This window comes from Aeromonas veronii, assembly GCA_041319085.1.
GTDB classification, from domain to species: Bacteria; Pseudomonadota; Gammaproteobacteria; order Enterobacterales; family Aeromonadaceae; genus Aeromonas; species Aeromonas veronii_F.
The window spans coordinates 3650001-3672500 of sequence record CP101033.1 but is presented as its reverse complement, the minus strand read 5'-3'; the positions used below and the strand labels follow the sequence as shown (position 1 = coordinate 3672500).

General features: G+C 59.6%; 21 protein-coding genes and 2 rRNA genes (2 of these 23 running past the window's edge). 12 read left to right on the top strand and 11 right to left on the bottom strand.

The window, feature by feature from the left end; translation table 11 throughout:
* Together NMD14_17495 and rrf are read left to right on the top strand one after the other, a co-directional pair.
* Nucleotides 1–1898, top strand: a 23S ribosomal RNA gene (locus NMD14_17495); it begins 991 nt to the left of the window's first position.
* 79 nt (nucleotides 1899–1977) lie between these two features.
* Nucleotides 1978–2092: ribosomal RNA gene (rrf, locus tag NMD14_17490) — 5S ribosomal RNA — on the top strand.
* Nucleotides 2093–2204: 112 nt separating this feature from the next.
* Here rrf and NMD14_17485 read toward each other — a convergent pair.
* On the bottom strand, nucleotides 2205–3113 hold the full coding sequence (locus NMD14_17485) for a helix-turn-helix domain-containing GNAT family N-acetyltransferase (protein XEI32492.1): 909 nt from the start codon (nucleotides 3111–3113) through the stop codon (nucleotides 2205–2207).
* Between the two features lie 139 nt (nucleotides 3114–3252).
* The gene (mdtH, locus tag NMD14_17480; GenBank protein XEI32491.1) at nucleotides 3253–4449 is read right to left on the bottom strand and encodes a multidrug efflux MFS transporter MdtH; all 1197 of its coding nucleotides are present in this window, start codon (nucleotides 4447–4449) and stop codon (nucleotides 3253–3255) included.
* Between the two features lie 91 nt (nucleotides 4450–4540).
* On the opposite strand from mdtH, the gene NMD14_17475 reads away from it, so the two are divergent.
* From NMD14_17475 to rimJ, 3 genes are all read left to right on the top strand, one after another.
* The gene (locus tag NMD14_17475; GenBank protein XEI32490.1) at nucleotides 4541–5437 is read left to right on the top strand and encodes a LysR family transcriptional regulator; all 897 of its coding nucleotides are present in this window, start codon (nucleotides 4541–4543) and stop codon (nucleotides 5435–5437) included.
* A gap of 107 nt (nucleotides 5438–5544) precedes the next feature.
* Nucleotides 5545–6099: a GNAT family N-acetyltransferase gene (locus NMD14_17470; protein ID XEI32489.1), complete on the top strand. Its 555-nt coding sequence runs from the start codon at nucleotides 5545–5547 to the stop codon at nucleotides 6097–6099.
* Complete coding sequence (rimJ, locus tag NMD14_17465) at nucleotides 6099–6650, top strand: ribosomal protein S5-alanine N-acetyltransferase (GenBank protein XEI32488.1); 552 nt, start codon at nucleotides 6099–6101, stop codon at nucleotides 6648–6650. The genes NMD14_17470 and rimJ overlap by 1 nt, the downstream gene beginning before the upstream one ends.
* Nucleotides 6651–6713: 63 nt before the next feature.
* On the opposite strand, the gene NMD14_17460 is transcribed toward rimJ, so the two are convergent.
* The 3 genes from NMD14_17460 to NMD14_17450 form a co-directional block, all read right to left on the bottom strand.
* Nucleotides 6714–6929, bottom strand: coding sequence for a hypothetical protein (locus NMD14_17460; protein XEI32487.1), 216 nt, complete (start codon nucleotides 6927–6929; stop codon nucleotides 6714–6716).
* Between the two features lie 309 nt (nucleotides 6930–7238).
* Nucleotides 7239–8288 (bottom strand): oxidoreductase, encoded by a 1050-nt coding sequence (locus NMD14_17455; protein ID XEI32486.1) that lies wholly within the window; start codon nucleotides 8286–8288, stop codon nucleotides 7239–7241.
* Nucleotides 8289–8423: 135 nt separating this feature from the next.
* Nucleotides 8424–9587 carry a multidrug effflux MFS transporter gene (locus NMD14_17450; protein ID XEI32485.1) on the bottom strand — a complete coding sequence of 388 codons (1164 nt, stop codon included), beginning with the start codon at nucleotides 9585–9587 and terminating at the stop codon, nucleotides 8424–8426.
* Nucleotides 9588–9825: 238 nt separating this feature from the next.
* Between NMD14_17450 and rdgB the strand changes: the two genes are divergently transcribed.
* On the top strand, nucleotides 9826–10422 hold the full coding sequence (rdgB, locus tag NMD14_17445; protein ID XEI32484.1) for an RdgB/HAM1 family non-canonical purine NTP pyrophosphatase: 597 nt from the start codon (nucleotides 9826–9828) through the stop codon (nucleotides 10420–10422).
* 90 nt (nucleotides 10423–10512) lie between these two features.
* Complete coding sequence (gene hemW, locus NMD14_17440; GenBank protein ID XEI32483.1) at nucleotides 10513–11658, top strand: radical SAM family heme chaperone HemW; 1146 nt, start codon at nucleotides 10513–10515, stop codon at nucleotides 11656–11658.
* 139 nt (nucleotides 11659–11797) lie between these two features.
* Here the strand turns inward: hemW and NMD14_17435 are convergent, their stop codons facing one another.
* Complete coding sequence (locus NMD14_17435; protein ID XEI32482.1) at nucleotides 11798–12037, bottom strand: ribosome alternative rescue factor ArfA; 240 nt, start codon at nucleotides 12035–12037, stop codon at nucleotides 11798–11800.
* A gap of 214 nt (nucleotides 12038–12251) precedes the next feature.
* On the bottom strand, nucleotides 12252–12707 hold the full coding sequence (zntR, locus tag NMD14_17430; protein XEI32481.1) for a Zn(2+)-responsive transcriptional regulator: 456 nt from the start codon (nucleotides 12705–12707) through the stop codon (nucleotides 12252–12254).
* A 416-nt stretch (nucleotides 12708–13123) separates the two neighbouring features.
* Between zntR and purH the strand changes: the two genes are divergently transcribed.
* Complete coding sequence (gene purH / locus NMD14_17425) at nucleotides 13124–14716, top strand: bifunctional phosphoribosylaminoimidazolecarboxamide formyltransferase/IMP cyclohydrolase (protein XEI32480.1); 1593 nt, start codon at nucleotides 13124–13126, stop codon at nucleotides 14714–14716.
* 114 nt (nucleotides 14717–14830) lie between these two features.
* Nucleotides 14831–16117 carry a phosphoribosylamine--glycine ligase gene (gene purD, locus NMD14_17420; GenBank protein XEI32479.1) on the top strand — a complete coding sequence of 429 codons (1287 nt, stop codon included), beginning with the start codon at nucleotides 14831–14833 and terminating at the stop codon, nucleotides 16115–16117.
* Between the two features lie 60 nt (nucleotides 16118–16177).
* On the opposite strand, the gene NMD14_17415 is transcribed toward purD, so the two are convergent.
* Nucleotides 16178–17557 carry an IS4 family transposase gene (locus NMD14_17415; GenBank protein XEI32478.1) on the bottom strand — a complete coding sequence of 460 codons (1380 nt, stop codon included), beginning with the start codon at nucleotides 17555–17557 and terminating at the stop codon, nucleotides 16178–16180.
* Nucleotides 17558–17903: 346 nt separating this feature from the next.
* On the opposite strand from NMD14_17415, the gene NMD14_17410 reads away from it, so the two are divergent.
* Nucleotides 17904–18278, top strand: coding sequence for a cytochrome b562 (locus NMD14_17410; protein ID XEI32477.1), 375 nt, complete (start codon nucleotides 17904–17906; stop codon nucleotides 18276–18278).
* Nucleotides 18259–18816 (top strand): cytochrome b/b6 domain-containing protein, encoded by a 558-nt coding sequence (locus NMD14_17405; GenBank protein ID XEI32476.1) that lies wholly within the window; start codon nucleotides 18259–18261, stop codon nucleotides 18814–18816. Before NMD14_17410 ends, NMD14_17405 begins: the two co-directional genes overlap by 20 nt.
* 172 nt (nucleotides 18817–18988) lie before the next feature.
* On the opposite strand, the gene NMD14_17400 is transcribed toward NMD14_17405, so the two are convergent.
* Nucleotides 18989–20239 (bottom strand): DEAD/DEAH box helicase, encoded by a 1251-nt coding sequence (locus tag NMD14_17400; protein ID XEI32475.1) that lies wholly within the window; start codon nucleotides 20237–20239, stop codon nucleotides 18989–18991.
* Nucleotides 20240–20450: 211 nt separating this feature from the next.
* A complete protein-coding gene (locus tag NMD14_17395) occupies nucleotides 20451–20915 on the bottom strand; it encodes a hypothetical protein (GenBank protein XEI32474.1) in 465 nt (154 codons plus the stop codon).
* 198 nt (nucleotides 20916–21113) lie between these two features.
* Between NMD14_17395 and NMD14_17390 the strand changes: the two genes are divergently transcribed.
* Complete coding sequence (locus tag NMD14_17390; GenBank protein ID XEI32473.1) at nucleotides 21114–22022, top strand: S-adenosyl-l-methionine hydroxide adenosyltransferase family protein; 909 nt, start codon at nucleotides 21114–21116, stop codon at nucleotides 22020–22022.
* 80 nt (nucleotides 22023–22102) lie between these two features.
* Here NMD14_17390 and NMD14_17385 read toward each other — a convergent pair whose 3' ends face one another.
* On the bottom strand, nucleotides 22103–22500 hold the 3' portion of the coding sequence (locus tag NMD14_17385) for a carbonate dehydratase (protein ID XEI32472.1). The gene runs 163 nt beyond the window's last position; the window shows 398 of its 561 coding nt (coding positions 164–561); the start codon falls outside the window, past its right edge — the gene reads right to left on this strand; it ends in the stop codon at nucleotides 22103–22105.

Genomic DNA, 22500 nt, shown 5'->3' with positions numbered 1-22500 from the left:
TCCCAAAGTTCTGGTTAAGTGGGAAACGATGTGGGAAGGCTCAGACAGCTAGGATGTTGGCTTAGAAGCAGCCATCATTTAAAGAAAGCGTAATAGCTCACTAGTCGAGTCGGCCTGCGCGGAAGATGTAACGGGGCTCAAACCAGGCACCGAAGCCGCGGATTCACACTTATGTGTGAGTGGTAGGGGAGCGTTCTGTAAGTCTGCGAAGGTGTATCGAGAGGTATGCTGGAGATATCAGAAGTGCGAATGCTGACGTAAGTAACGATAAAGGGGGTGAAAAGCCTCCTCGCCGGAAGACCAAGGGTTCCTGTCCAACGTTAATCGGGGCAGGGTGAGTCGACCCCTAAGGTGAGGCCGAAAGGCGTAATCGATGGGAAGCAGGTTAATATTCCTGCACGACTTGTAATTGCGATGGGGGGACGGAGAAGGCTAGGTGGGCCAGGCGACGGTTGTCCTGGTGAAAGTGCGTAGGTGGTGTTTCTAGGCAAATCCGGAGACACAACACTGAGACACGAGACGAACACACTACGGTGTGGAAGCCATTGATGCCCTGCTTCCAGGAAAAGCCTCTAAGCTTCAGATTACAAGTCATCGTACCCCAAACCGACACAGGTGGTCGGGTAGAGAATACCAAGGCGCTTGAGAGAACTCGGGTGAAGGAACTAGGCAAAATAGAACCGTAACTTCGGGAGAAGGTTCGCTCTTGACAGTGAAGTCCCTTGCGGATGGAGCAGTTGGGAGTCGCAGTGACCAGATGGCTGGGACTGTTTATCAAAAACACAGCACTCTGCAAACACGAAAGTGGACGTATAGGGTGTGACACCTGCCCGGTGCCGGAAGGTTAATTGATGGGGTTAGCGCAAGCGAAGCTCTTGATCGAAGCCCCGGTAAACGGCGGCCGTAACTATAACGGTCCTAAGGTAGCGAAATTCCTTGTCGGGTAAGTTCCGACCTGCACGAATGGTGTAACCATGGCCATGCTGTCTCCACCCGAGACTCAGTGAAATCGAATTCGCCGTGAAGATGCGGTGTACCCGCGGCTAGACGGAAAGACCCCGTGAACCTTTACTACAGCTTGGCACTGAACATTGAACCTACATGTGTAGGATAGGTGGGAGGCTTTGAAGGCGTGACGCCAGTTGCGCTGGAGCCGACCTTGAAATACCACCCTTGTATGTTTGATGTTCTAACGCAGGCCCATAATCTGGGTCGCGGACAGTGCCTGGTGGGTAGTTTGACTGGGGCGGTCTCCTCCCAAAGAGTAACGGAGGAGCACGAAGGTTGGCTAATCCTGGTCGGACATCAGGAGGTTAGTGCAATGGCATAAGCCAGCTTAACTGCGAGACGGACAGGTCGAGCAGGTACGAAAGTAGGTCATAGTGATCCGGTGGTTCTGAATGGAAGGGCCATCGCTCAACGGATAAAAGGTACTCCGGGGATAACAGGCTGATACCGCCCAAGAGTTCATATCGACGGCGGTGTTTGGCACCTCGATGTCGGCTCATCACATCCTGGGGCTGAAGTCGGTCCCAAGGGTATGGCTGTTCGCCATTTAAAGTGGTACGCGAGCTGGGTTCAGAACGTCGTGAGACAGTTCGGTCCCTATCTGCCGTGGGCGTTGGATGATTGAAGGGAGTTGCTCCTAGTACGAGAGGACCGGAGTGAACGAACCTCTGGTGTTCGGGTTGTCACGCCAGTGGCACTGCCCGGTAGCTAAGTTCGGAATCGATAACCGCTGAAAGCATCTAAGCGGGAAGCGAGCCCTGAGATGAGTCATCCCTGACCCCTTGAGGGTCCTAAAGGGCCGTTGGAGACCACAACGTTGATAGGTGGGGTGTGTAAGCGCGGCGACGTGTTGAGCTAACCCATACTAATTACCCGTGAGGCTTAACCATACAACACCCAAGAAGTGTTCTGGGCCTTGTAGCGAATGAACGAATTACTTACATCAGCTTTCACAGATTGAAGAATTTGCCTGGCGGCCATAGCGCCGTGGAACCACCTGATCCCATGCCGAACTCAGAAGTGAAACGCGGTAGCGCCGATGGTAGTGTGGCATTCGCCATGCGAGAGTAGGACACTGCCAGGCACCCAATACAAGAAACCCCGCTCGATGAGCGGGGTTTTTTATTTCCTGCAATTCAGTGAATATCATGATAATTGACTTGCCTTATCCCACGCTTTCTGTACTTGTTGTCGGATCACAGTAATTTCACCATACAAATTTCGCAATCCCCGTGGCCGGTGCAGCCAAGGGGGCCGGGCAGGTGTTCAAAGCCCAGTGATTCATAGAGGCTGGTGGCTTCGCGCAGTACCTTAGTGGTCTCCAGATAGCAGCGGCGATAGCCCAAACCACGAGCGGCATCCAGCGCCTGCAACACCAGCCGTTTGCCAAGGCCCAGTCCGCGCAGGGTGGGCATAAAGTACATCTTCTGCAGCTCGCAGACTCCCTTCTCTCCTGCCAATGGCGCGATACCACCACCGCCGAGGATGGAACCGTCCGGTCCTTCGATGACCCAGTAGCGGCTCTTTTCCCCATGATAGCTTTGGGAGAGGGTATCGAGATTGGGATCCGAGACCCCATAGCCCTTGTCGGCGGTCAGGCCATATTCGGCCGATACGGCGCGGATCACCATGGCGATCTGGGGATTGTCCGCCGCCGTGATGGGGCGGATCTGGTAACCCTGTTGGCGACGGGTGCGGGAGAGGGCACTGCGATAGAGCCGCAACCCTTGCCACAGTTGCTCCCGCTCGGTCAGGCTCAACTGCGCCAGCATCTCTTCCATCGCCCTGTCCATCTCCCGGTGCAACTCCAGCAGCATCCCCTGACCGTTGACGGTGAGACGGGCCTCCTTGCTACGTCCGTCGGAGGGGTGCGGGTGCCAACTGATAAGCTCCCGTGCGGCGAGGCGGGCCAGCGGGCGGCTGGCGTTGGATTTGTCGATGTACAGTTTTTCCGCCAGTTGCTGGTTGGTGGCGGGGGCGTTTTCCAGCTCGATAAGCAGGTGAGCCTCGATAGGGGTGAGGGCCAGATTGCCGCTCTGCTGGGAGAGCATGCCGAGTTCGCGAACCAGATCGCGTGACAGGGCGCGCAGGGGACGGGGATCCATGTCGTGGTTTCTTGTTTAGTTGTGCATGACAACTAAAATAACGTAAAAGTTGTAATTCGCAACCTTTTGCTGTGATGGCTTGCAGAATATGGGTGAGCGGTAGCCCCGTTGACGGGACTGCCGCAGTCAAGGTGGTTCGTCAGGCGGCGGCTCTCATTCCCAGTTCCGGTCGGTGGGAGAAGCAGTGGGCGAGCATCAGTATGGTGGCGACGCCTATGGTGCCCAGCACCAGCCAGGGGAGGGCCGGTTGCCCCTGTTGCAACGAAAAGTCATAGAGAGAACCGCCGCCAACGTAGCCGGTCATGCCTCCCAGCGCCAGTCCGAGGCGACTGAAGCCCATGTAGCTGCCGCGGGCATTGGGGTTGGCGAGCTTGGTCATCAGGGTCTCCCGCGCCGGTTCGCAGATGATGATCCCCAGATAGAAGCAGGCCAGCAGCACGAAGATGCCGGAGAGGGTGCTGACAAACGCAACCAGCCCAATCCCCACCGTCATCAGCAGGATACCCGCCATCAGTCGGCTCTCCAGTCGATAGCGCCGCTCGCTGAAACGGGCGATGGGGTAGAGCAGTGCCAGCGACAGCGCCGTTTCCAGGCTGTACATCCAGCCCACCGCCGTGGTGGTGCCAGCCAGCTGCTTGACCAGAATGGGGAAGATCAGCATCACCTGAACCCACAGCATGTAGTAGCCGCTCAGGATCAACACCAGCCGACAGAAGGCGCGATCCGCCAGCACCTGCCCCAACCCTTCCCGCATCGGAGTCGGTTTGACCGAGAGGCGATAGGCGGGCAGCAGCGTCCAGTTGCACAGGGCGGCCAGGGTAAAGAGCCCGGCGCCCAGCAGGCAAACATAGGTGAAGTCAAAGTGCAGCAGCCAACTACCGAGCAGGGCGCCAGTCACGGCTCCCGCGCTCTCCAGCATCATCAGCAGGGAGATGAAGCGGCCCCGCTCATGGGGGCGGGTAAATTTGATCACCAGTGCGGCCCGTGGCGGGTCAAACAGGCAGCCGCCCAGACCCGAGAGAAAGCAGGAGAAGATCAGCATGGCGCCGCTGTCGGCCCAGGCCAGGGTGGCGAATCCGACGGCGCGCAACAGCATGCCGGTGACGATAAGCGGGCGAGCACCGAAGCGGTCAGCGAGGGAGCCGCCGAAGATCCCCAGCCCCTGCTGGGTCAACTGACGCAGACCGAGGGCTAGCCCCACCAGACCCGCAGCCCAACCGAGCTGATCGACGAAGCGCAGGCTGATCATCGGCATCACCACAAAGAAACCCAGGATCACCAGTGTGGTATCCAGCGCCAGAAACCAGCGTCCCCAAAACCTCGCCCTATCGACCATAACGCCCTCTCATCATAGATACCTTTATTCTGGAGAGGGTTTAGATATAGTGGTAGACGACAACTGCCTATATTTTATATCAGGATTATTTATGTCTATGGATCTGGACGATCTGCAACTGCTGCTGGATGTCGCCGAGCTGGGCAGCTTCAGTCAGGCTGCCGCCATTCGTGGCTGGTCGCAGCCACTGGTGAGTCAGCGCATTGCCCAGCTCGAACTCAGTCTCGGTGCGCCGCTGTTTCAGCGCCATCGGCGCGGAGTAACGCCGACCCGTGCCTGCGAGCAGTTTCTGCCATCGGCCCGTTCGGCACTGGCCACCCTGAGCGAAGGGCGGCTGGCGTTGCAGGGGGCGCCTGCGCTGCCCTGTATTCGGCTATCCAGCCTGCCATCCCTCACCTCGGTGGTGTTTGGCTCACTGCTGATGGAGTTGGTGGACGAGCCGTTCGAGATCCGCTGCACCACGGATCACTCCGGCGAGATCATGCAGTCGCTGCTGACCGGGGAGGCCGATATCGGCTTTGTGCTCAAGCGCCCACCGGTGGCGGGTCTGCAGATGGAGCTGCTCTGCTGCTCCCCCATCATCGCCATCGCCTCGCCATTGCATCCGCTGGCTGGTTGTCACGGCCTTACCCTGGAGGATATCGCCGATCAGCGGCTGGCACCCCAGGTATGGGGGCCGGGGTGTGATGTCTTTATCCAGCAGTTGCGGCGGCTGCGGCGGGCGGCCAGCCCCCTGCATGCGGTGCAGCCCGCCAGTGCGGCGCGGGATCTGGCGCTGGAGCACGGGTTTATCACCCTGATGCCGGAGCTGGCCATCAAGCGGGATCTGGAGGTGGGGAGGCTGGTCAGGCTCGATGTGCGCAATCTGCCGCAGGAGCATTGGGATGTGATGATGGCGTGGCGCGGTGGCAAGCGGCCCAATCCGGCCCGGGAAACCGTATTGGCCACCGCCCGAACGTTGGCCAGGCGCTGGCGCAACGAGGGGTGAATGGGAAGAGGGGAGCTGCTGTGTAAAAGGGTTGGCGCGGCCAGTGGCGATTGGCTACATTGGGTGGCTGGTTCGCTATTTGATCACTGATTTGAAAGGAGAATCCCATGTTTTCATGGCAGTTGGACGACGAGCTTGCGCTGCTCTTCTTGCAGCCCGAGATGGCGAGCGAACTGTTTGCCCTCTGCCATGACAACCGGGAGTACCTCTCCCAGTGGCTGCCCTGGCCGCCGCTGATCCAGCGCCCCGTCGACAGCGCCCTCTTCATTCGCAGTGCCATTGAGAAGTTTGCCCGCGGTGAGGGGCTCACCACCGCCATCGAGTATCAGGGGGAGGTGGTGGGGGTCATCGGTTACAACAGCATCGATCACGACCTTGGCAAGGTGGTCATCGGTTACTGGCTGGCGGAGCGCTGGCAGGGCAACGGTATCATCACCCGGGCCTGTCAGGCCCTGATCCACCACGCCTTCGAAGAGATGGGGATGGAGAAGGTGGAGATCAGCGCCGCCACCGATAACGAGCCAAGCAGAGCCGTCTGTGAGCGGCTCGGGATGCAGCTGGAGGGAGTGACCCGGCGCGCAGAGCGGCTGGGCAACCGGATTGTGGACCATGCCCACTACAGCCTGCTGCGCGACGAGTGGCTAAGACAGCGGGAGTGCTGATGGCGCTGCCACATATCAAGACGGCCCGTACCCATCTGACCATACTGTCGCCGGATCAGGCCCCCATGATGCTCGACTTCTACCGGCGCAACAGCACCCATCTCGCCCCCTGGGAGCCATTGCGGGACGAGCACTTTTACACCCTCTCTTACTGGCATGCCCGGCTGCAGGACAGCTACAGCCAGTTCTTCAACGGCACCGGCGTCAATCTGGTGGCGCTGGATCCGGCTGGTGAGCGGGTGATCGCCACCTGCAATTTCAGCAATATCCTGATGGGGGTCTTCAAGGCGTGTCATCTGGGCTATGCCATCGACCAGCAGCATCAGGGGCAGGGGGTGATGAGAGAGGCGTTGTCAGCCGCCATCGACTACCTGTTTCGGGAGCACGATCTGCATCGCATCATGGCTTGCTACATGCCAGCCAATCAGCGCAGTGGCGCCCTGCTGGATCGGCTCGGTTTCGAGCGGGAGGGATTCGCACGGGCATACCTGATGATCAATGGCCGCTGGGAGGATCACATCCTCACCTCGCTGATTAATCCGTCGCCCTGATCGACAGATAAAAAAAACGGGCCCGAAGTTGCCTTCGGACCCGTCTTCGAATGAGGTGCAGCCTTAGTTGGCCTTGGCATCGCTCACTGCAGCTTCAACCTTGGTAGCCACTTCGGTAGCAGCTTTTTCTACGGTTGCAGTCGCTTCGCTAGCGGCTTTTTCTACAGTTGCAGCAACTTCGGCGGCCGGAGCAGCAGCAGGAGCGGCAGCTTTTTCTTCTTTCTGACCGCAAGCAGTCAACATCAGACCCAGGATACCGGCTACCAGTACTTTGTTCATGTGCATTCCCTCAAAAAAAGATGGAGAGATGGTCTGTGCAACCATCACAGTGCCCACCGTTTCCCGGTATTGAAACAAGAAGCCGGGAGGCAGCGGGCGGGCGCAATATAGCCCCATTAGCTACCGATGAAAACGGATATTACAATGACATTTTTTCGTGCCGTAGATAAAAAGCGCCACTGCAACGACTGATATCAATGCAAGATGCCGTCAAATGGCGCTAGTTGCGAGATAAAACACCGCTTTACTGCTATATCTTGGCGGTTTAACAAGGTCAAGGTCGGTCAAGCGCGGCCGATGACCCGCACCTTAGTCAGACAGCTTCTGACAGGGCAGCCGTTTTCCCTCGAGGTGGCTCTGACGGGCCAGATCCAGCAGTGCCATCACTGCCAGCGCTTCGCATGCTGGCACCGGGTTGCCCCCTTCGCCCTTGATGGCGGCACAGACGCCGAGATAGTAGGCGCCATAATCCCCCGCCTCACCCACCACGCTCTGCTGTTGTAACTGACCATCGACAATGCGGCTGAGCTGACCGGGTGCACCATCCACGCCCCAATCCGCTGCCGGTGGCCGCAAGCCCTGCTTGAGCTGATCTTCCTGCACATCCATACCGAATTTCACAAACGAGCCCTGGCTGCCGTGGATCACGAAACGCGGCATGGTGGCCGAAACCAGACAGCTGCCGTGCAGAATAACCCGCAGAGCGCCGTAACCCAGCACCACATGGAAATAGTCGTCCGCCAGTGCGCCGGGGCGCTGCTCGGCCAGATCGGCCTGCAGCCAGTCCGGCTGGCCGAACAGCTGCAGCGCTTGATCCAGCACGTGGGGGCCGAGATCGAACCAGAGGCCGGAGCCCGGGCCACCCGCTTCGCGCCAGCGCCGGCGCACCTCGGGGCGATAGCGATCGAAGTGCGATTCGAACTGGGCGATCTGCCCCAGCGTCCCTTCTGCCAGCAGGCGGCGCACGGTGAGAAAATCGCCATCCCAACGGCGGTTGTGGAAGATGCTGAGCAGTCGCTGCTGTTTTTCGGCCAGCTCGACCAGCGCTTGCGCCTCGGCCAGATCCAGTGCAAAGGGTTTGTCGATCACCACGTGTTTGCCTGCCAGCAGCGCCTGGCGGGCGAGAGAGGCGTGGGTGTCGTTGGGGGTGGCGATCACCACCAAATCGACGGTCTCATCCCTCAGCACTTCCTCCAGCGAACCGACCCGGCAGTCGGGCAGATCGGCTTGCACCTTGGTGGCATCGCGGCTCACCACCCAACTCAGGGACAAGCCCGGCGTGGTGGAGAGGAAGGGGGCGTGGAAGGTCTTGCCTGCAAAGCCATAGCCCACCAGGGCTGCGTTGAGAGTGTGGCTCATCGGGAGTTCTCCGCTGACATCGAGTGAGTGGGGTTGCCATCGCAGGCTCTCTGCCGGATGGCCATGTGCTGTAAAGGCGATACAAACGAGAAGGGGGCCGATGGCCCCCTGAGTGTGCCCATCAGAGCACAGGATTTATTGCAAACACAAGCGGCGTCCGCGCCGGGTCATCAGCATCAACAGGGGCGGCAGCAGTAGCCACATATGCAGCGCCAGCTGGCTGAGCGGGTCGTGCATCAGGGCGCCGGTCAGGCCAACCAGAGCGCCGGAGCCGCTCATCTGGAACAGGCCGAGCAGGGCGGCGGCGGTACCGGCGCAGTGGCCGAACGGTGCCAGCGCCATCCCGGCGGCCGAGCCCAGGATCATGGCAAAGCCGATGCTGGAGAGGAACACCGGCCCCATCATCGCCAGCGGATGTTCGATGTGCATCGCCAGCGTCAGGGCGATGGCAGAGAGCATCAACACCAGCAGGCCGATGCGCAAGGTGCGTCTAGGCCCCACCTTGGCGATAAAGCGCGGCGCCATAAAGCAGGCCAGAATGTTGAGCGCGGCGTTGGCGGTAAACCAGTAGCTAAAGCCGCTCATATCCAGCCCCAATTTCACCATCAGCTGCACCGGTGCGGCAGTGACATAAGCGAGGATCACCGCCATCGCCAGCATGCACAGCGCCGCGTTGAACAGGAAGCTGGGGGAGCGCAGCACCGGGCTGTAGCGAGACCAGCTGATGAGGGCTCCTTCGCTGCGGGTCGCCTCCGGGCGGGTCTCTGGCATCCGCCACATCAGCCAGCTACCGACGATGAGCGCATAACCGGCCATAAACCAGAAGTTGGCAGACCAGCCCGCCTTGGCGGTGAGCCAGCCACCGAGCAGCGGGGCCAGCGCCGGAATAAAGCAGATGGCGCCATTGAGGTAGGAGATCATCTGACCGCTCTTTTTCGGGCCGTAGCTGTCACGTACCACCGAGAAGGCGGCGACCGAGGTGGCGCAGGCGCCAAAGCCCTGCAGCACCCGCGCCAGCATCAATTCGCCGAGGCTGGTGGCAAAACCGGCCCCCAGCGCGCTCAGGCCATAGAGCAGCACGCCGCCCAGCGCGATGGGCTTGCGACCGTAGCGATCGGCCAGCGGGCCAACAAGCAGTTGCCCCAGTCCCATGCTGAACAGGAACCAGGTGATGGTGCCCTGCATCAGGGTTACTTCGGCGCCCAGCTGCTCGGCCATCTGCGGAATGGCGGGCAGGTAGATGTCGATAGCCAGAGGACTGAACAGCACCAGTAGTACGAGCAAAAGTATCAATGGCATCTGTCACCTCTTTAGTCAGCCAGGTTAATGAATTGGGGCGCGAGTCTACTGACTCACAGTAATGAATAGAAATGGTATTTAATCACTTTAGTTATTCCATTATGGAAACATGTATTAAAAAGCTGGTTATTCGATGGTTTAAAATCCCCCGCAACCCCAGCACAGCGGGTGTAATTGGCGCTTTTACTAAACGCGTGCGGCGCATAGAATGCGCAGATTATTTTTGCGGAGGTGCTCGATGAACAAGCTTGTCCTGGCAACAGGTAACCAGAAAAAGGTGAAGGAATTGGCCGCCATGCTGGCCGATATGAAGATCCAGGTGATCCCACAGAGCGAGTTTGCAGTCTCCGATGCTGACGAGACCGGCACCACCTTCGTCGAGAATGCCATCATCAAGGCCCGCCATGCCGCCCGCATTACCGGTCTGCCCGCCGTGGCCGATGACTCCGGTCTGGAAGTGGACCTGCTGCACGGCCGCCCCGGCGTTTACTCAGCCCGCTTTGCCGGTGTGGATGCTGGTGACAAGGCCAACATCGAGAAGCTGCTCGGCGAGCTGCAAGGTGCCCCCGAGTACCTGAAGAGCGCCCGCTTCTGGTGTGTGCTGGTCTATATGCGCCACGCCGACGATCCCACCCCCATCATCTGTCAGGCGAGCTGGGAAGGGATGATCATCGACGAGCCGCGCGGTCAGCACGGGTTCGGCTATGACCCTGTCTTCTTCGTGCCGGATCACGACTGCACCGCCGCCCAGATGCCCGCCGAGCTGAAAAACCAGCTGAGCCATCGCGGTCAGGCGCTGGCCAAGTTAAAAGCTGCGCTGGCTGCGGCGCACTGAGTCACTTCACCACCTTGTTGGTTACACACGGTCAATTACACATAGTCATCTACAATGGGGGCCTTGAGCCCCCGTTTTATTGGAAGCCCCATGCTGCAACTGCCGCCGCTCTCTCTGTATATTCATGTGCCCTGGTGCGTCCAGAAGTGCCCTTACTGTGACTTCAACTCCCATGCCCAGAAGGGGGAGTTGCCTCACCTCGAATATGTCGCCGCCCTGCTGGAGGATCTGGATCAGGATCTGAAGTGGGCGCAGGGGCGGCCGCTCTCCTCGATCTTTATCGGCGGCGGCACCCCCAGCCTGTTGACGGTGGAGGCGATGCAAGCCTTGCTGGACGGGGTGCGGGCCCGCATTCCGCTCACCGCAGATTGCGAGATCACCATGGAGGCCAACCCGGGCACAGTAGAGGCGGACAAGTTCGCCGGTTTCCAACGCGCCGGCATCAACCGTATCTCCATCGGGGTGCAGAGCTTCCAGCAGGAGAAGCTGACCCGCCTCGGCCGTATTCACGGCCCGGAAGAGGCGCGCAAGGCGGCTGCACTGGCCCACGCCATTGCGCTGCCGACCTTCAATCTGGATCTGATGCACGGTCTGCCGGATCAGAGTCTGGATGATGCCCTTTATGACCTGCAGCAGGCTATCGACTGCGCCCCGCCGCACCTCTCCTGGTATCAGCTCACCATAGAGCCGAACACGGCGTTTGCCTCCAAGCCGCCCAAACTGCCGGAAGATGACACCCTGTGGGATATCTACGAGCAGGGCCACGCTATGCTGACCGCCAGCGGTTATCGCCAGTACGAGATCTCGGCTTATGCCAAAGAGGGCTACCAGTGCCATCACAACCTCAACTACTGGCGCTTCGGCGACTATCTGGGGATTGGCTGTGGCGCCCACGGCAAGGTGACTGATCTCGCGAACCAACAGATCCTGCGCACCGCCAAGGTGAAGCATCCGAAAGGGTATCTGGACAAGAGTCGCCCCTATCTGGACGAGCAGTGGCAGGTGACGGCGGACGATCTGCCGCTCGAGTACTTCATGAATCGCTTCCGCCTGTTTGAACCGGCCCCCAAGGCGGAGTTCGAGGCCTATACCGGCTTGCCGCTGGAAAGGGTAGAGACGGTGCTCGCCATCGCCCAAAGCAAGGAGCTGATCGCGGATTTGGGGGAGAGCTGGCAGCTTACCTCCCTCGGCCATCGCTACCTTAACGTGCTGCTTGAGCTGTTTATGGATGAGTGAAAACGGGTTCACGATCTTGCTGTGAAGCCGTGATCAAGGTTTATGCACTGCTCGGAAGCCAGTTTTGGCGAACCGTGTTTCGAGATAACAATCAGGGCGCCATTGGCGCCCTGATTGTTTATGGTCGGTAGAAACCCGCTCAGTAGCAGATGCTGATCATCTGCTGTTGGCCGGGCTCCCACCGCTTGCCAAATTTGGCCTTGCGCTGGTAACTCCCCTTGCCCTTCTTGTTGCGCTCGACCCGGCTGCGAAACAGCGGATCGGAGAGCAGGGCGTGCAGATGGTTATCTTTTATCTCGCCGCGCTGATGGGCATAGCTGCCCCCTTGCGCATGCTCCTCACGGGGGAGGGCGGGTTGGTCGACCCGGATCTTGGCCATGATGGCTCCTCTTCTTTTCTCTTGGTGTGTTGATTCTTGTGTCTGGATAGCGGTTTTCGCGACGGGCGCCTGTTCAGGCTAGCGCCCGGCAACCGGATGCACTGGCACCGGTTAAAAACGCGGCGATTTTGTCACCAAATCGCCGCCGGAGCAATGCGTCGGGCGTGCCGAGTCAGTCACACTGAGCTAGGCACATTGATTTAGCCACACCACGTCAGCCGTGAACAGTGTCATGCTGGTCGTGGCTATGATGCTCGTGATGGGCCGGGGCACCAGATTCCAGCGTCTCGAGGATGGCGCAGTGCTCCGCCGAGCGGGGGCCGCCGCAGCAGATATTGGAGAGCTCGCGCAGGTTGTCGCGAAAGCGGGTCAGCTCGATGAGCTTCTGCTCCACCTGGGCCAGCTTGGTGTCGGCCACCGCTTTCACCTCCTGACAGGTGACTTTGGCCTTGTTGGTATCGAGGTCGAGCAGCTCGCCGATATCGGCCAGCGAGAATCCCACCGACTTGGCGCGAATGATGAACTCCAGCCGCCGTTTGTCCTGTTCGCTGTAGAGACGGTAGCCGGATTCGTTGCGGATCCCCGGTGAGATAAGCCCGTTCTTCTCGTAAAAACGCAGGGTATCTGCCTTGACCCCGCACGCCTTGGCCAGTTCACCGATCCGATACATGCCCTTTTCTCCCCTTGAATGTATGCCGCCACAAAAACCGGAATCCACTATCACCCCTTTGCCCATGGATTGCCAGCCAAGGGCATAAAAGGGGCAGAGAAACATCTCCTGGCGACCCTTTTTCCCATAAAACACTGAAAGTGCAAACGTTTCGAGAAAATCAAGTGGAAAACGTTTAACGCCGCGCCAAATAAGGCTTTGCTGTTTCAAAAAATCCACCACAGGTCACATTTTTTGTGTAGAATACGCGCCCATAACAGAGCGCCGCACCAAGCGGGCATTTCCTAAAACGCTTTTGCCGGATGTCGGGGTGAGAGTGGTTTGCGAAATCCCCCACTTCCATTTATTTGGGGACTCTCTGTGTTGAGCCTCGCCTCCCATGGAACGGTCCCCGTTATGTTGAGGACGATAGTGTGATGGAACAAGCTCGACCCATTCGCCGTGCACTGCTGAGTGTGTCTGACAAAACTGGCATTCTGGAATTTGCCAAGGCACTCAACGAGCGTGGTGTTGCCCTGCTCTCCACGGGCGGTACCGCCAAGCTGCTTGGCGAGGCGGGTCTGCCGGTGACCGAGGTCTCCGACTACACGGGTTTCCCTGAAATGATGGATGGCCGGGTCAAGACCCTGCATCCCAAGGTTCATGGCGGCATCCTCGGCCGTCGGGATCAGGATGACGCCATCATGGCCCTGCACGCTATCTCCCCCATCGACATGGTTGTCGTCAACCTCTACCCCTTTGCTGCCACCGTGGCCAAAGCGGGCTGCACCCTGGCCGATGCAGTCGAGAACATCGACATCGGCGGCCCGACCATGGTGCGTTCTGCCGCCAAAAACCATAAAGATGTCGCTATCGTCGTCAAAGCTGCCGACTATGATCGGGTTATTCGCGAAATGGATGCCAACGGCAACAGCCTGAAACTGGCGACCCGTTTCGATCTGGCCATCGCCGCCTTCGAGCACACTGCTGCCTACGACGGCATGATCGCCAACTACTTCGGTACCATGGTTCCTTCCTACGGTGACAACAAGGAGGGTGACGAGGAGTCCCGCTTCCCGCGCACCTTCAACAGCCAGTTCATCAAGAAGCAGGACATGCGTTACGGCGAGAACAGCCATCAGGCTGCCGCCTTCTACGCCGAAGAGCATGCCGCACCGGGTTCCGTCTCCAGCGCGACCCAGCTGCAGGGCAAGGCGCTCTCCTACAACAACATCGCCGATACCGACGCGGCGCTGGAGTGTGTGAAGGAGTTCAGCGAACCGGCCTGCGTCATCGTCAAGCATGCCAACCCCTGCGGCGTGGCCATCGGTGACGACCTGCTGAGTGCCTACGATCGTGCCTACCAGACCGACCCCACCTCTGCTTTCGGCGGCATCATCGCTTTCAACCGCGAGCTGGATGGCGCCACTGCCGCAGCCATCGTGGCCCGCCAGTTTGTCGAAGTGATCATTGCCCCGACCGTCAGCCAAGAGGCCCGCGACGCGGTCGCTGCCAAGCAGAACGTGCGTCTGCTCGAATGCGGTCAGTGGACGGCACCGGCGCAGGGTTTTGACCTCAAGCGCGTTAACGGCGGCCTGCTGGTGCAGGAGCGGGATCTCGGCATGGTGACTCTGGGAGATCTCACCGTGGTCAGCAAGCGCCAGCCGACCGAGGCAGAGCTGCAAGATCTGCTGTTCTGCTGGAAAGTGGCCAAGTTCGTCAAATCCAATGCCATCGTCTACGCCAAAGATGGCCAGACCATCGGCGTCGGCGCCGGCCAGATGAGCCGCGTCTACTCCGCCAAAATCGCCGGTATCAAGGCTGCGGACGAAGGACTGACCGTGGCGGGCTCCGTGATGGCCTCCGATGCCTTCTTCCCGTTCCGCGACGGTATCGATGCTGCCGCTCAGGCCGGTATCTCCTGCGTGATCCAGCCGGGTGGCTCGATGCGCGATCAGGAGGTAATTGACGCCGCCGACGAGCACGGCATGTGCATGGTGTTCACCAACATGCGCCATTTCCGTCATTGATGGGTCAGGGGCTGCCGATGGCGGCCCTTTTGTTGTCTCTTTTCAACTGACTATTTCCACTGACTGACGGCCCGGGTGGCCGTCCAGTGACCACAAATAGAAGCGAGCGATACGATGAAAGTACTGATCATTGGCAATGGTGGCCGCGAACACGCTCTGGCCTGGAAGGCCAAACACTCCCCGCTGGTGCGCCACGTTTTTGTGGCGCCGGGCAATGCGGGCACCCAGCTTGAGCCGGGTGTCGAGAACGTCGCCATCGAGGCGACCGATGTCGAGGGGCTGCTGGCCTTTGCCAAAGAGAAGCAGATTGGCCTCACCATCGTCGGGCCGGAAGCGCCGCTGGTGAAAGGGGTGGTGGATGCCTTCCGTGCCGCCGGTCAGCCGATCTTTGGCCCGACCGCTGCCGCTGCCCAGCTGGAAGGCTCCAAGGCTTTCACCAAGGATTTCCTGGCCCGTCACGCCATCCCGACTGCCGAGTACCAGAACTTCACCGAAGTGGAGCCTGCGCTCGCCTACCTGCGCGAGAAGGGCGCCCCCATCGTCATCAAGGCCGATGGTCTGGCGGCGGGCAAGGGGGTGATTGTCGCCATGACTTTGCAGGAAGCGGAAGACGCGGTGCGCGACATGCTCTCCGGCAATGCCTTTGGCGAAGCGGGCTCCCGGGTGGTGATTGAGGAGTTTCTGGAGGGTGAAGAGGCGAGCTTCATCGTCATGGTCGATGGCGAGCACGTGCTGCCGATGGCCACCAGTCAGGATCACAAGCGCGTTGGCGACGGTGATACCGGCCTCAACACCGGCGGTATGGGGGCTTACTCGCCGGCGCCTGTGGTGACCGCCGAGGTACATCAGAAGGTGATGGAGCAGGTGATCATGCCGACCGTGCGCGGCATGGCGGCCGAAGGCAATGTCTACACCGGTTTCCTCTACGCCGGTCTGATGATCGATGGTGCAGGCAATCCCAAGGTGATCGAGTTCAACTGCCGCTTTGGCGATCCCGAGACCCAGCCCATCATGCTGCGGATGCAGTCCGATCTGGTGGAGCTCTGCCTGGCCGCTTGCGCAGGCAAGCTGGATCAGAAAGAGGCCATCTATGATCCCCGCGCCGCTATCGGAGTGGTGTTGGCGGCGGGAGGCTATCCCGGCGATTACAGTACCAATCACCCCATCAGCGGCTTACCGGTGGATGAGGTGGCGGGTGAGAAGGTGTTCCATGCCGGTACCCGTCTGGAGGGTGATACCAGCCTGACCGCTGGCGGCCGTGTGCTGTGCGCCACCGCCCTCGGCCATACGGTGGCAGAAGCCCAGCAGCGTGCCTATCAGCTCGCTGGCCGCATCAAGTGGGATGGCGTCTTCTACCGCAAGGATATTGGCTGGCGCGCCATTGCTCGCGAACAGGAGTAACTGACGCAAGCCATTGGCCAGCTGATCCAGACCCCGCTACGGCCTGTCTCTTGATCACAACTATTGGTGCTCAAGAGACTGCGCCAGTTCGTAGCCTTCCAGGAGGGTCTGGAGTCGAAACCAGCCCTCCCATAATGCCGCTATTGAAGCCCGCCCCGTTCGTTTAGTGTCCTTCCAGCCCCCCAGCTTGGCCAGGCTCCGGTACGCCCATCTCATATCCGGCACCTTGGTTGGCAACGGCGTTTTCTCTACCTTTCGCCAAAGCAGCTTCCACCCCGTCGGGCCTATCACCGTTTCGCAGCTTTGATTCTGTGCCGATGACTCCTCGTTGATAAACCTCAATTGCAACAGACGCACCGCGATAAACGACAAGATGACGCACATCCGCTTCAGGTTATCCATGCTCTGCATCCTTAAGGTTTCTACCCGAGTGCCGGCACTCTTCCAGACCTTGTGATAATCCTCGATAAGCCAGCGCCGCTCGTAATAGCCGATAACCTTGCGGGCCTGTGCATCGTCGGTCACGGCCTCACTAGTCAGCAGGTGCCACTCCAGCCGGTCAGAGGCATCGCCCTGCTCAATGCATCCCACGTAGTAGAGCGGGATATCCGGCTCGTTACGCTTGTTGGCCGGAGCCTTTAGGGTGACTTTGGTAAACTTGATGTCGAGCACGGCCTCTCTGGCTTTTCTGCCGCCCCGCTGCGGTATTTTGACGACCTTGGTGCCGGCAGAGTGGCACTGCCGGGCATAGTCGTAGAGCTTGTGGTCATGCTCTTCGATACAGCGACTTTGCATCGAGCGCACCACAAAGCGTTGTTGGTTGCTCTGCTTGTAATGCAGATATTCGTAGATATCCGCTTCCCGGTCACAGACCGAGATAACGTTGGCCATCTGAGTGCCGAGACGGGCGGCAAAGGCCACGGATGCCTCCTCCCACTTGCGACTCTCTTTCTCCTTGTAAGGCCGGGTGGCATGCCGGTGGCTCTCTCCCCGCTTGCTGACATCACGGGTCCAGATACGCTGTGCAATCATGCCGACCACCTGCGATTTATGCGGAGCAAACAACAAGACGGAGTGAGCCAGCAGAGCGCGACTACTGCCTTGATTGGTGTGCCCCAGCTCATCATGGACGCTGGCATGGTTGAAGGTCAGGGCCGTGGTATCTTCCAGTGCCAGCAACAGGTCGTAGTCCCTGGCTAGGGCTGCGGTGGTGGCAAAGCCTGCATCAGCAATGGCATCGGCATTGACATGGTGGTTGCGAATAAAGCGATATGAGCCTTCCATGTCGGCGGGTGAGAGGGGAAGTTGTGACACGCAATCTCCGGGTTGTTGAGCAAGGGCGGTGGCGAGTTTGACGAGACGTTCAGTGCGTCTGGGGTCCTTGAGATTGGCATGGCCAAACTGGTCGAATGCCCATTGTTCGAGTTGGGTGAGATGCATATTAGAGCCGTGATAAGGGATGGCAAAAGAGTCAGATCACGGAGAAGGGAAAAGGTTCAAAAAAATCCCCAAGCGATGCTTGGGGATTTGTGTATAAGAGACAGGCTACGGCGGGGTTTTTTGTCCCTGTTTACCGCTTTCAACCATCCTCTTGCCACGCGTCACCGGCGTTCAATCAGTTACCAAGCGCAAACAAACGCGGCATATCTGTCACTATTGGCCACAAAGAACAGCATTTTTCACAAACGTTTCACCATGAGTCATGGCATCATGCTGGTGATGAATTCTTGTTTGGATTCATAAGTACCCCTAACTATTCGAGCATGTCGTTATATAAGGAAATCCCATGTTGAAAACCGTCCGCCCCCTGCTGCTGCCCCTGATGTTTGGCCTGATGACCCTGCCTGCCGTGGCGGGTGATCTGGAACAGCCGATGAAGAAGATTGGCTTCAACTACAAGCAGGCCGTCAAGGCTGATGATGCAGCCACCATGGAGAAGTACATCAACGAGATGAAAGCCCAGCTGGACGTGGCCAAGCAGAAGAACATGCCAGCCGCCAAGAAAGAGAAATTCCTTGAAGGGATGAATGAGGTACAAAGCGAGCTGGACGCCAGCCTGGCCGCACTCAAGGCGGGTGATGAGGCCAAGGCGCGCGAACATCTGGCCAAGGTCAACGACCTGAAGAAGGAGTACCACAAATATGCCAAGCAAAAAGGGTGATCCCTTTCGCTGGGATCCGCTGGTTCGCTTGACCCACTGGGGAGTTGCTGCTGTTTGCATCGGCAACCTCTGGGTTAACGAAGCGGGGGAGGAGTGGCACGAGTGGTTGGGTTACGGCGCGATTGCCCTTATTACCCTGCGCCTGTTGTGGGGGCTCACCTTTGCCCGTGGCTACGCCCGCCTTGGTGCCCTCATACCCAGCGGTGAGGATTTTCGCCAGCAGGCGCGCGAGATGCGTGAGCGGCAACCTCCGGCCCCGGGTCATCACGGCAGTGGCAAGCTGGCCGTGTGGGCGCTTTGGCTGGTGGTGCTGGCCACAGCTGGCAGCGGCTGGTTTCAAAATACCGAGATGGGTTTTGAACTCGGGGCTGACGAGTGGCATGAGGGGTGCGTGGTGGCGCTGCAGGGGCTGATTGGCCTGCATCTGCTGGCCATCGTGTTCACCTCCTGGTGTCAGCGCAGCAATCTGGTCACCCGGATGCTGCCCGCCATCGGGCGTCGCTCATCCACCCAGAGCGGCAGCAACGAGCAAACCTGAGGCTCGGCATTAGGTTCCCTGTCTCTGATTGAGGCGTTGGCTCCGTACCCTGCCAGACCCGCCATCATGGCGGCAATGTGCTGAGGTCGTCTTGTGGTGATGATTATTTGAGGGGGCAAGGCGGTGTGCGTATTAAATACAATCACTTGCAGATGACCGCTCCAAGGGTGGCTTAGTGTTTGCCTTTGCCACCCTTGTTGCCAGAGAGCGCCTGCTTTCTGGCGCGTTGCTTCTGGGCCGCCTTGCTGTTGCGGCGCGGCTCGGGCTCAACGCGGGTCAGATCCGGCTCAAAGCCCGGGAACCACTGCTGGGGCAGGCGAGTGTCGAGCACCGCTTCCACCTTCTCCAACAGCGGCGCATCTTCCGGGCTGAACAATGTGATGGCGAGCCCCTTGTTGCCCGCCCGGCCGGTGCGACCGATGCGGTGGACGTAATCCTCGGCCACAAACGGGAATTCGAGGTTAATAACATAGTTGAGCTCGCTGATATCGAGGCCGCGGGCCGCCACGTCGGTGGCCACCAGTGCCTGCAGAGTGCCGGCGCGAAACGCCAGCAGCACGTTTTCCCGTGCGCTTTGTGACAGGTCGCCGTGGAAGGCGAGCGCATTGATGCTCGATTTGCCGAGCTGCTGGGCCAGCTTGTCGGCCCCCTGGCGGGTGCGGCTGAAGATAAGCGCGGGTGCCCACCCTTTCACTTTCAGCATGTGTTCGACCAGCGCCAGCTTGCGATCGCTATCCACCGCGTAGACCCGCTGCTCCACCTCGGCCGCCGTGGTGTTGCGTGGTGCTACTTCAATCAGCTCCGGGTCGCGCAGCAGTACCTTGCAGAGGGCAAACAGGTTGTCATCGCAGGTGGCGGAGAAGAGCAGGGTCTGGCGATCCGCCGGGATCTGTTTCAGCAGTGCTTTGATCTCGTCCATAAAGCCCATGTCGAGCATCCGATCCGCCTCGTCAAACACCAGATGGCGCAGCGCAGCCAGACTAAGTGCCCCCTGACGCAGATGATCGAGCAGGCGGCCCGGGGTGGCGATAAGCAGATCCACCCCGTTTTTCAACGCCTCCACCTGCGCCGCGATACTCACCCCGCCGTACACCAGCGTGCTGGTGAGACCGGTACCCAGACCGTAGCGCGCTACACTCTCGGCGACCTGCACCGCCAGCTCGCGGGTTGGTACCAGTACCAGCGCGCGGATGGGGCGGGCGGTGTCGCTCACCGGGTGTTGCATCAGTTGCTGCAGCAGCGGCAGCACAAAGGCAGCGGTCTTGCCGGTGCCGGTCTGGGCCCCCGCCATCAGATCCCGCCCCGCCAGAATGACCGGGATGGCGCGAGCCTGAATGGGGGTGGGGGTGGCATAGCCGAGTTCGCCCAGGGTCTGCTGCAGACGGGGGGAGAGGGCCAGGTCGGCAAAGGAGACAATGGACATAGTGGGCACCAGTGTGGGGTTATCGCGGCCAGCGGCCACGACGATCATCGTGGCGGCGATGGTAACAGAAGCAGGGGGATCGGCAGAAGTTGGTTATGGGCAAGGGGCGCAGCGTCCGGTTTGGCATGTCGTGAATGACCGGTGACATCCGCCCATCACCGTTATACCGTGTTACCGCCAATGGGTTGTAAACGGGGCGGCAGTCATGATCCTACTCCACGATCAGCACGCTCTCGCTGGCCAGATGGTGCAGCCACTCCCTGACGATCAGCAGCACGGCGGCAACGTGCTCGTCACGGGGCAACTGGCTGGCGGCGAGGGGATCCCCTTCCGCCATGGCGGCCAGTTGGCCGAACGCCTGCTCCACCAGATCCCGGTCGAGCTGGTTGTCCCCCAGCACTTCGGCCAGTGATGGCTGGCTGCGCAGGGTCAGCTGCAAGCCGGGCGGGATATGTGGGGCGATGCGCATTAGCTCATCCTCCACCACCATGATGGCTCGCTCCAGTTCGAGTGGGGTGGGGGGCGCGTTGCGAAACGGCCCGGGCTGGATGGCGTGGGTGCCAAAGGCCAGCGGGTAGTGTGACGGGGCCGCATCTGGCTGGCTCAGCCAGACCTGACTGCTCTGTTCACCAATCACCAGTAGTAGGGTCATCATCTCCAGTACGGGTTGTGTCATGGTGCTGAGCTCCTGTATTGCAAACGTTTTCTTATTCTGCCTTTGATACCCCCGCCGCCGCCGTTTGGCGAGCATATTTTCTGCGAATCTCCCCTCACTTTGTTGCAAATTTCTTGCAAAAAAATCTATCAGTGGCAGTCTGGATGTCTAAATGGCTATTTTTGTTTTGTAATCCTCAGATGATTCAGGAGTTGAGATATGGATATTCACACCGCTCCCCGCACTATCGCGCTCGCCCTCATGCTGGCCAGTGGCATCGCCGTTGCCAACGAAGCGCTAGTGATCCAGACCGACTTTGGCCTTAAAGATGGCGCCGTGTCGGCCATGAAGGGGGTTGCCTTCGGGGTGGATCGCACCCTGCCGCTCTATGACCTGACCCACGAGATCCCGGCCTACAACATCTGGGAAGCCTCCTACCGCCTCTATCAGACCCTGCAGTACTGGCCCAAGGGCACCGTGTTCGTCAGCGTGGTGGATCCGGGTGTCGGCACCGATCGCAAGTCGGTGGTGCTCAAGACCAAGAGCGGCCACTACATCGTCACCCCGGACAACGGCACCCTGACTCTGGTTGCGGAGCACTTCGGCATCGACACCGTGCGCCAGATCGACGAGAAGACCAATCGCCTCAAGGGCTCCGAGAAGTCCTACACCTTCCATGGTCGTGACGTCTATGCCTACACCGGCGCCCGGCTCGCCTCCGGCGCCATCACTTACGAGCAGGTGGGCCCGAAACTGCCTGCCAAGGTGGTGAAGATCCCCTATCAGGCTGCGGTAGCCGAGAAGGATGGCACCCTCAAGGGCACCATCCCGATCCTCGATGTGCAGTACGGCAACGTCTGGACCAATATCGACGATGCGCTGCTGACCAAGGCAGGGATCAACAAGGGAGATACCGCCTGCATCAAGATCAGCGAAGGCTCCGCGGTCAAATATGACGGCAAGGCCCCCTACGTCAGCAGCTTTGGCGATGTGCCAGAAGGGCAGCCGCTGGTCTACCTCAATAGCCTGCTGCAGGTGTCGGTAGCGCTGAACATGGATAGCTTCGCCGCCAAGCATCAGGTGCAATCCGGTGCAAACTGGCATATCAGACTGAAGAAGTGTTCCTGAACTGCGTAGATATAAGCAGAGATATCAATAGCAACGGGCGCCTCGGCGCCCGTTTTGTTGTCTGGTAATAAAGAAGGGGATCAGAACTCGTTGGCGAGCGCCTTGTACCCTTTGACCAGATCGATATTGGTGTGAGCGACGTCCTCGGAGAACTCGGTGGCATCCACCGAGACCCGCGGGATATGGGTCAGATCGCTCTGCTGGTTGATGCGGGTGGTGGAGGGAACGTAGAACTCCGGTGGCAGGTCGCAGCCATCGATCACCGAGTTGTGACGCACCACGGCGCCGTCACCGATATGGCAGTTGAACAGTACGCTGTTGAAACCGATAAAGACCCGGTTACCTACTTCGCACGGCCCGTGGACGATGGAGCGGTGGGCAATGGAGGTGTACTCGCCGATGGTGACGGCGGCGCCGGATTTGGAGTGGATCACCACGCCATCCTGGATGTTGGAGTTGGCGCCGATGACGATGGGCT

What these genes read in the sequence shown, in the direction of transcription:
- rdgB (XEI32484.1), top strand. Translation starts at nt 9,826, where the DNA reads ATGAACAAGCTTGTCCTGGCAACAGGTAACCAGAAAAAGGTGAAGGAA.
- NMD14_17435 (XEI32482.1), bottom strand. Translation starts at nt 12,037, where the DNA reads ATGGCCAAGATCCGGGTCGACCAACCCGCCCTCCCCCGTGAGGAGCAT.
- NMD14_17460 (XEI32487.1), bottom strand. Translation starts at nt 6,929, where the DNA reads ATGAACAAAGTACTGGTAGCCGGTATCCTGGGTCTGATGTTGACTGCT.
- hemW (XEI32483.1), top strand. Translation starts at nt 10,513, where the DNA reads ATGCTGCAACTGCCGCCGCTCTCTCTGTATATTCATGTGCCCTGGTGC.
- NMD14_17410 (XEI32477.1), top strand. Translation starts at nt 17,904, where the DNA reads ATGTTGAAAACCGTCCGCCCCCTGCTGCTGCCCCTGATGTTTGGCCTG.
- NMD14_17475 (XEI32490.1), top strand. Translation starts at nt 4,541, where the DNA reads ATGTCTATGGATCTGGACGATCTGCAACTGCTGCTGGATGTCGCCGAG.
- NMD14_17455 (XEI32486.1), bottom strand. Translation starts at nt 8,288, where the DNA reads ATGAGCCACACTCTCAACGCAGCCCTGGTGGGCTATGGCTTTGCAGGC.
- NMD14_17395 (XEI32474.1), bottom strand. Translation starts at nt 20,915, where the DNA reads ATGACACAACCCGTACTGGAGATGATGACCCTACTACTGGTGATTGGT.
- NMD14_17400 (XEI32475.1), bottom strand. Translation starts at nt 20,239, where the DNA reads ATGTCCATTGTCTCCTTTGCCGACCTGGCCCTCTCCCCCCGTCTGCAG.
- purH (XEI32480.1), top strand. Translation starts at nt 13,124, where the DNA reads ATGGAACAAGCTCGACCCATTCGCCGTGCACTGCTGAGTGTGTCTGAC.
- NMD14_17405 (XEI32476.1), top strand. Translation starts at nt 18,259, where the DNA reads ATGCCAAGCAAAAAGGGTGATCCCTTTCGCTGGGATCCGCTGGTTCGC.
- NMD14_17470 (XEI32489.1), top strand. Translation starts at nt 5,545, where the DNA reads ATGTTTTCATGGCAGTTGGACGACGAGCTTGCGCTGCTCTTCTTGCAG.
- NMD14_17450 (XEI32485.1), bottom strand. Translation starts at nt 9,587, where the DNA reads ATGCCATTGATACTTTTGCTCGTACTACTGGTGCTGTTCAGTCCTCTG.
- rimJ (XEI32488.1), top strand. Translation starts at nt 6,099, where the DNA reads ATGGCGCTGCCACATATCAAGACGGCCCGTACCCATCTGACCATACTG.
- purD (XEI32479.1), top strand. Translation starts at nt 14,831, where the DNA reads ATGAAAGTACTGATCATTGGCAATGGTGGCCGCGAACACGCTCTGGCC.
- NMD14_17390 (XEI32473.1), top strand. Translation starts at nt 21,114, where the DNA reads ATGGATATTCACACCGCTCCCCGCACTATCGCGCTCGCCCTCATGCTG.
- NMD14_17415 (XEI32478.1), bottom strand. Translation starts at nt 17,557, where the DNA reads ATGCATCTCACCCAACTCGAACAATGGGCATTCGACCAGTTTGGCCAT.
- mdtH (XEI32491.1), bottom strand. Translation starts at nt 4,449, where the DNA reads ATGGTCGATAGGGCGAGGTTTTGGGGACGCTGGTTTCTGGCGCTGGAT.
- zntR (XEI32481.1), bottom strand. Translation starts at nt 12,707, where the DNA reads ATGTATCGGATCGGTGAACTGGCCAAGGCGTGCGGGGTCAAGGCAGAT.
- NMD14_17485 (XEI32492.1), bottom strand. Translation starts at nt 3,113, where the DNA reads ATGGATCCCCGTCCCCTGCGCGCCCTGTCACGCGATCTGGTTCGCGAA.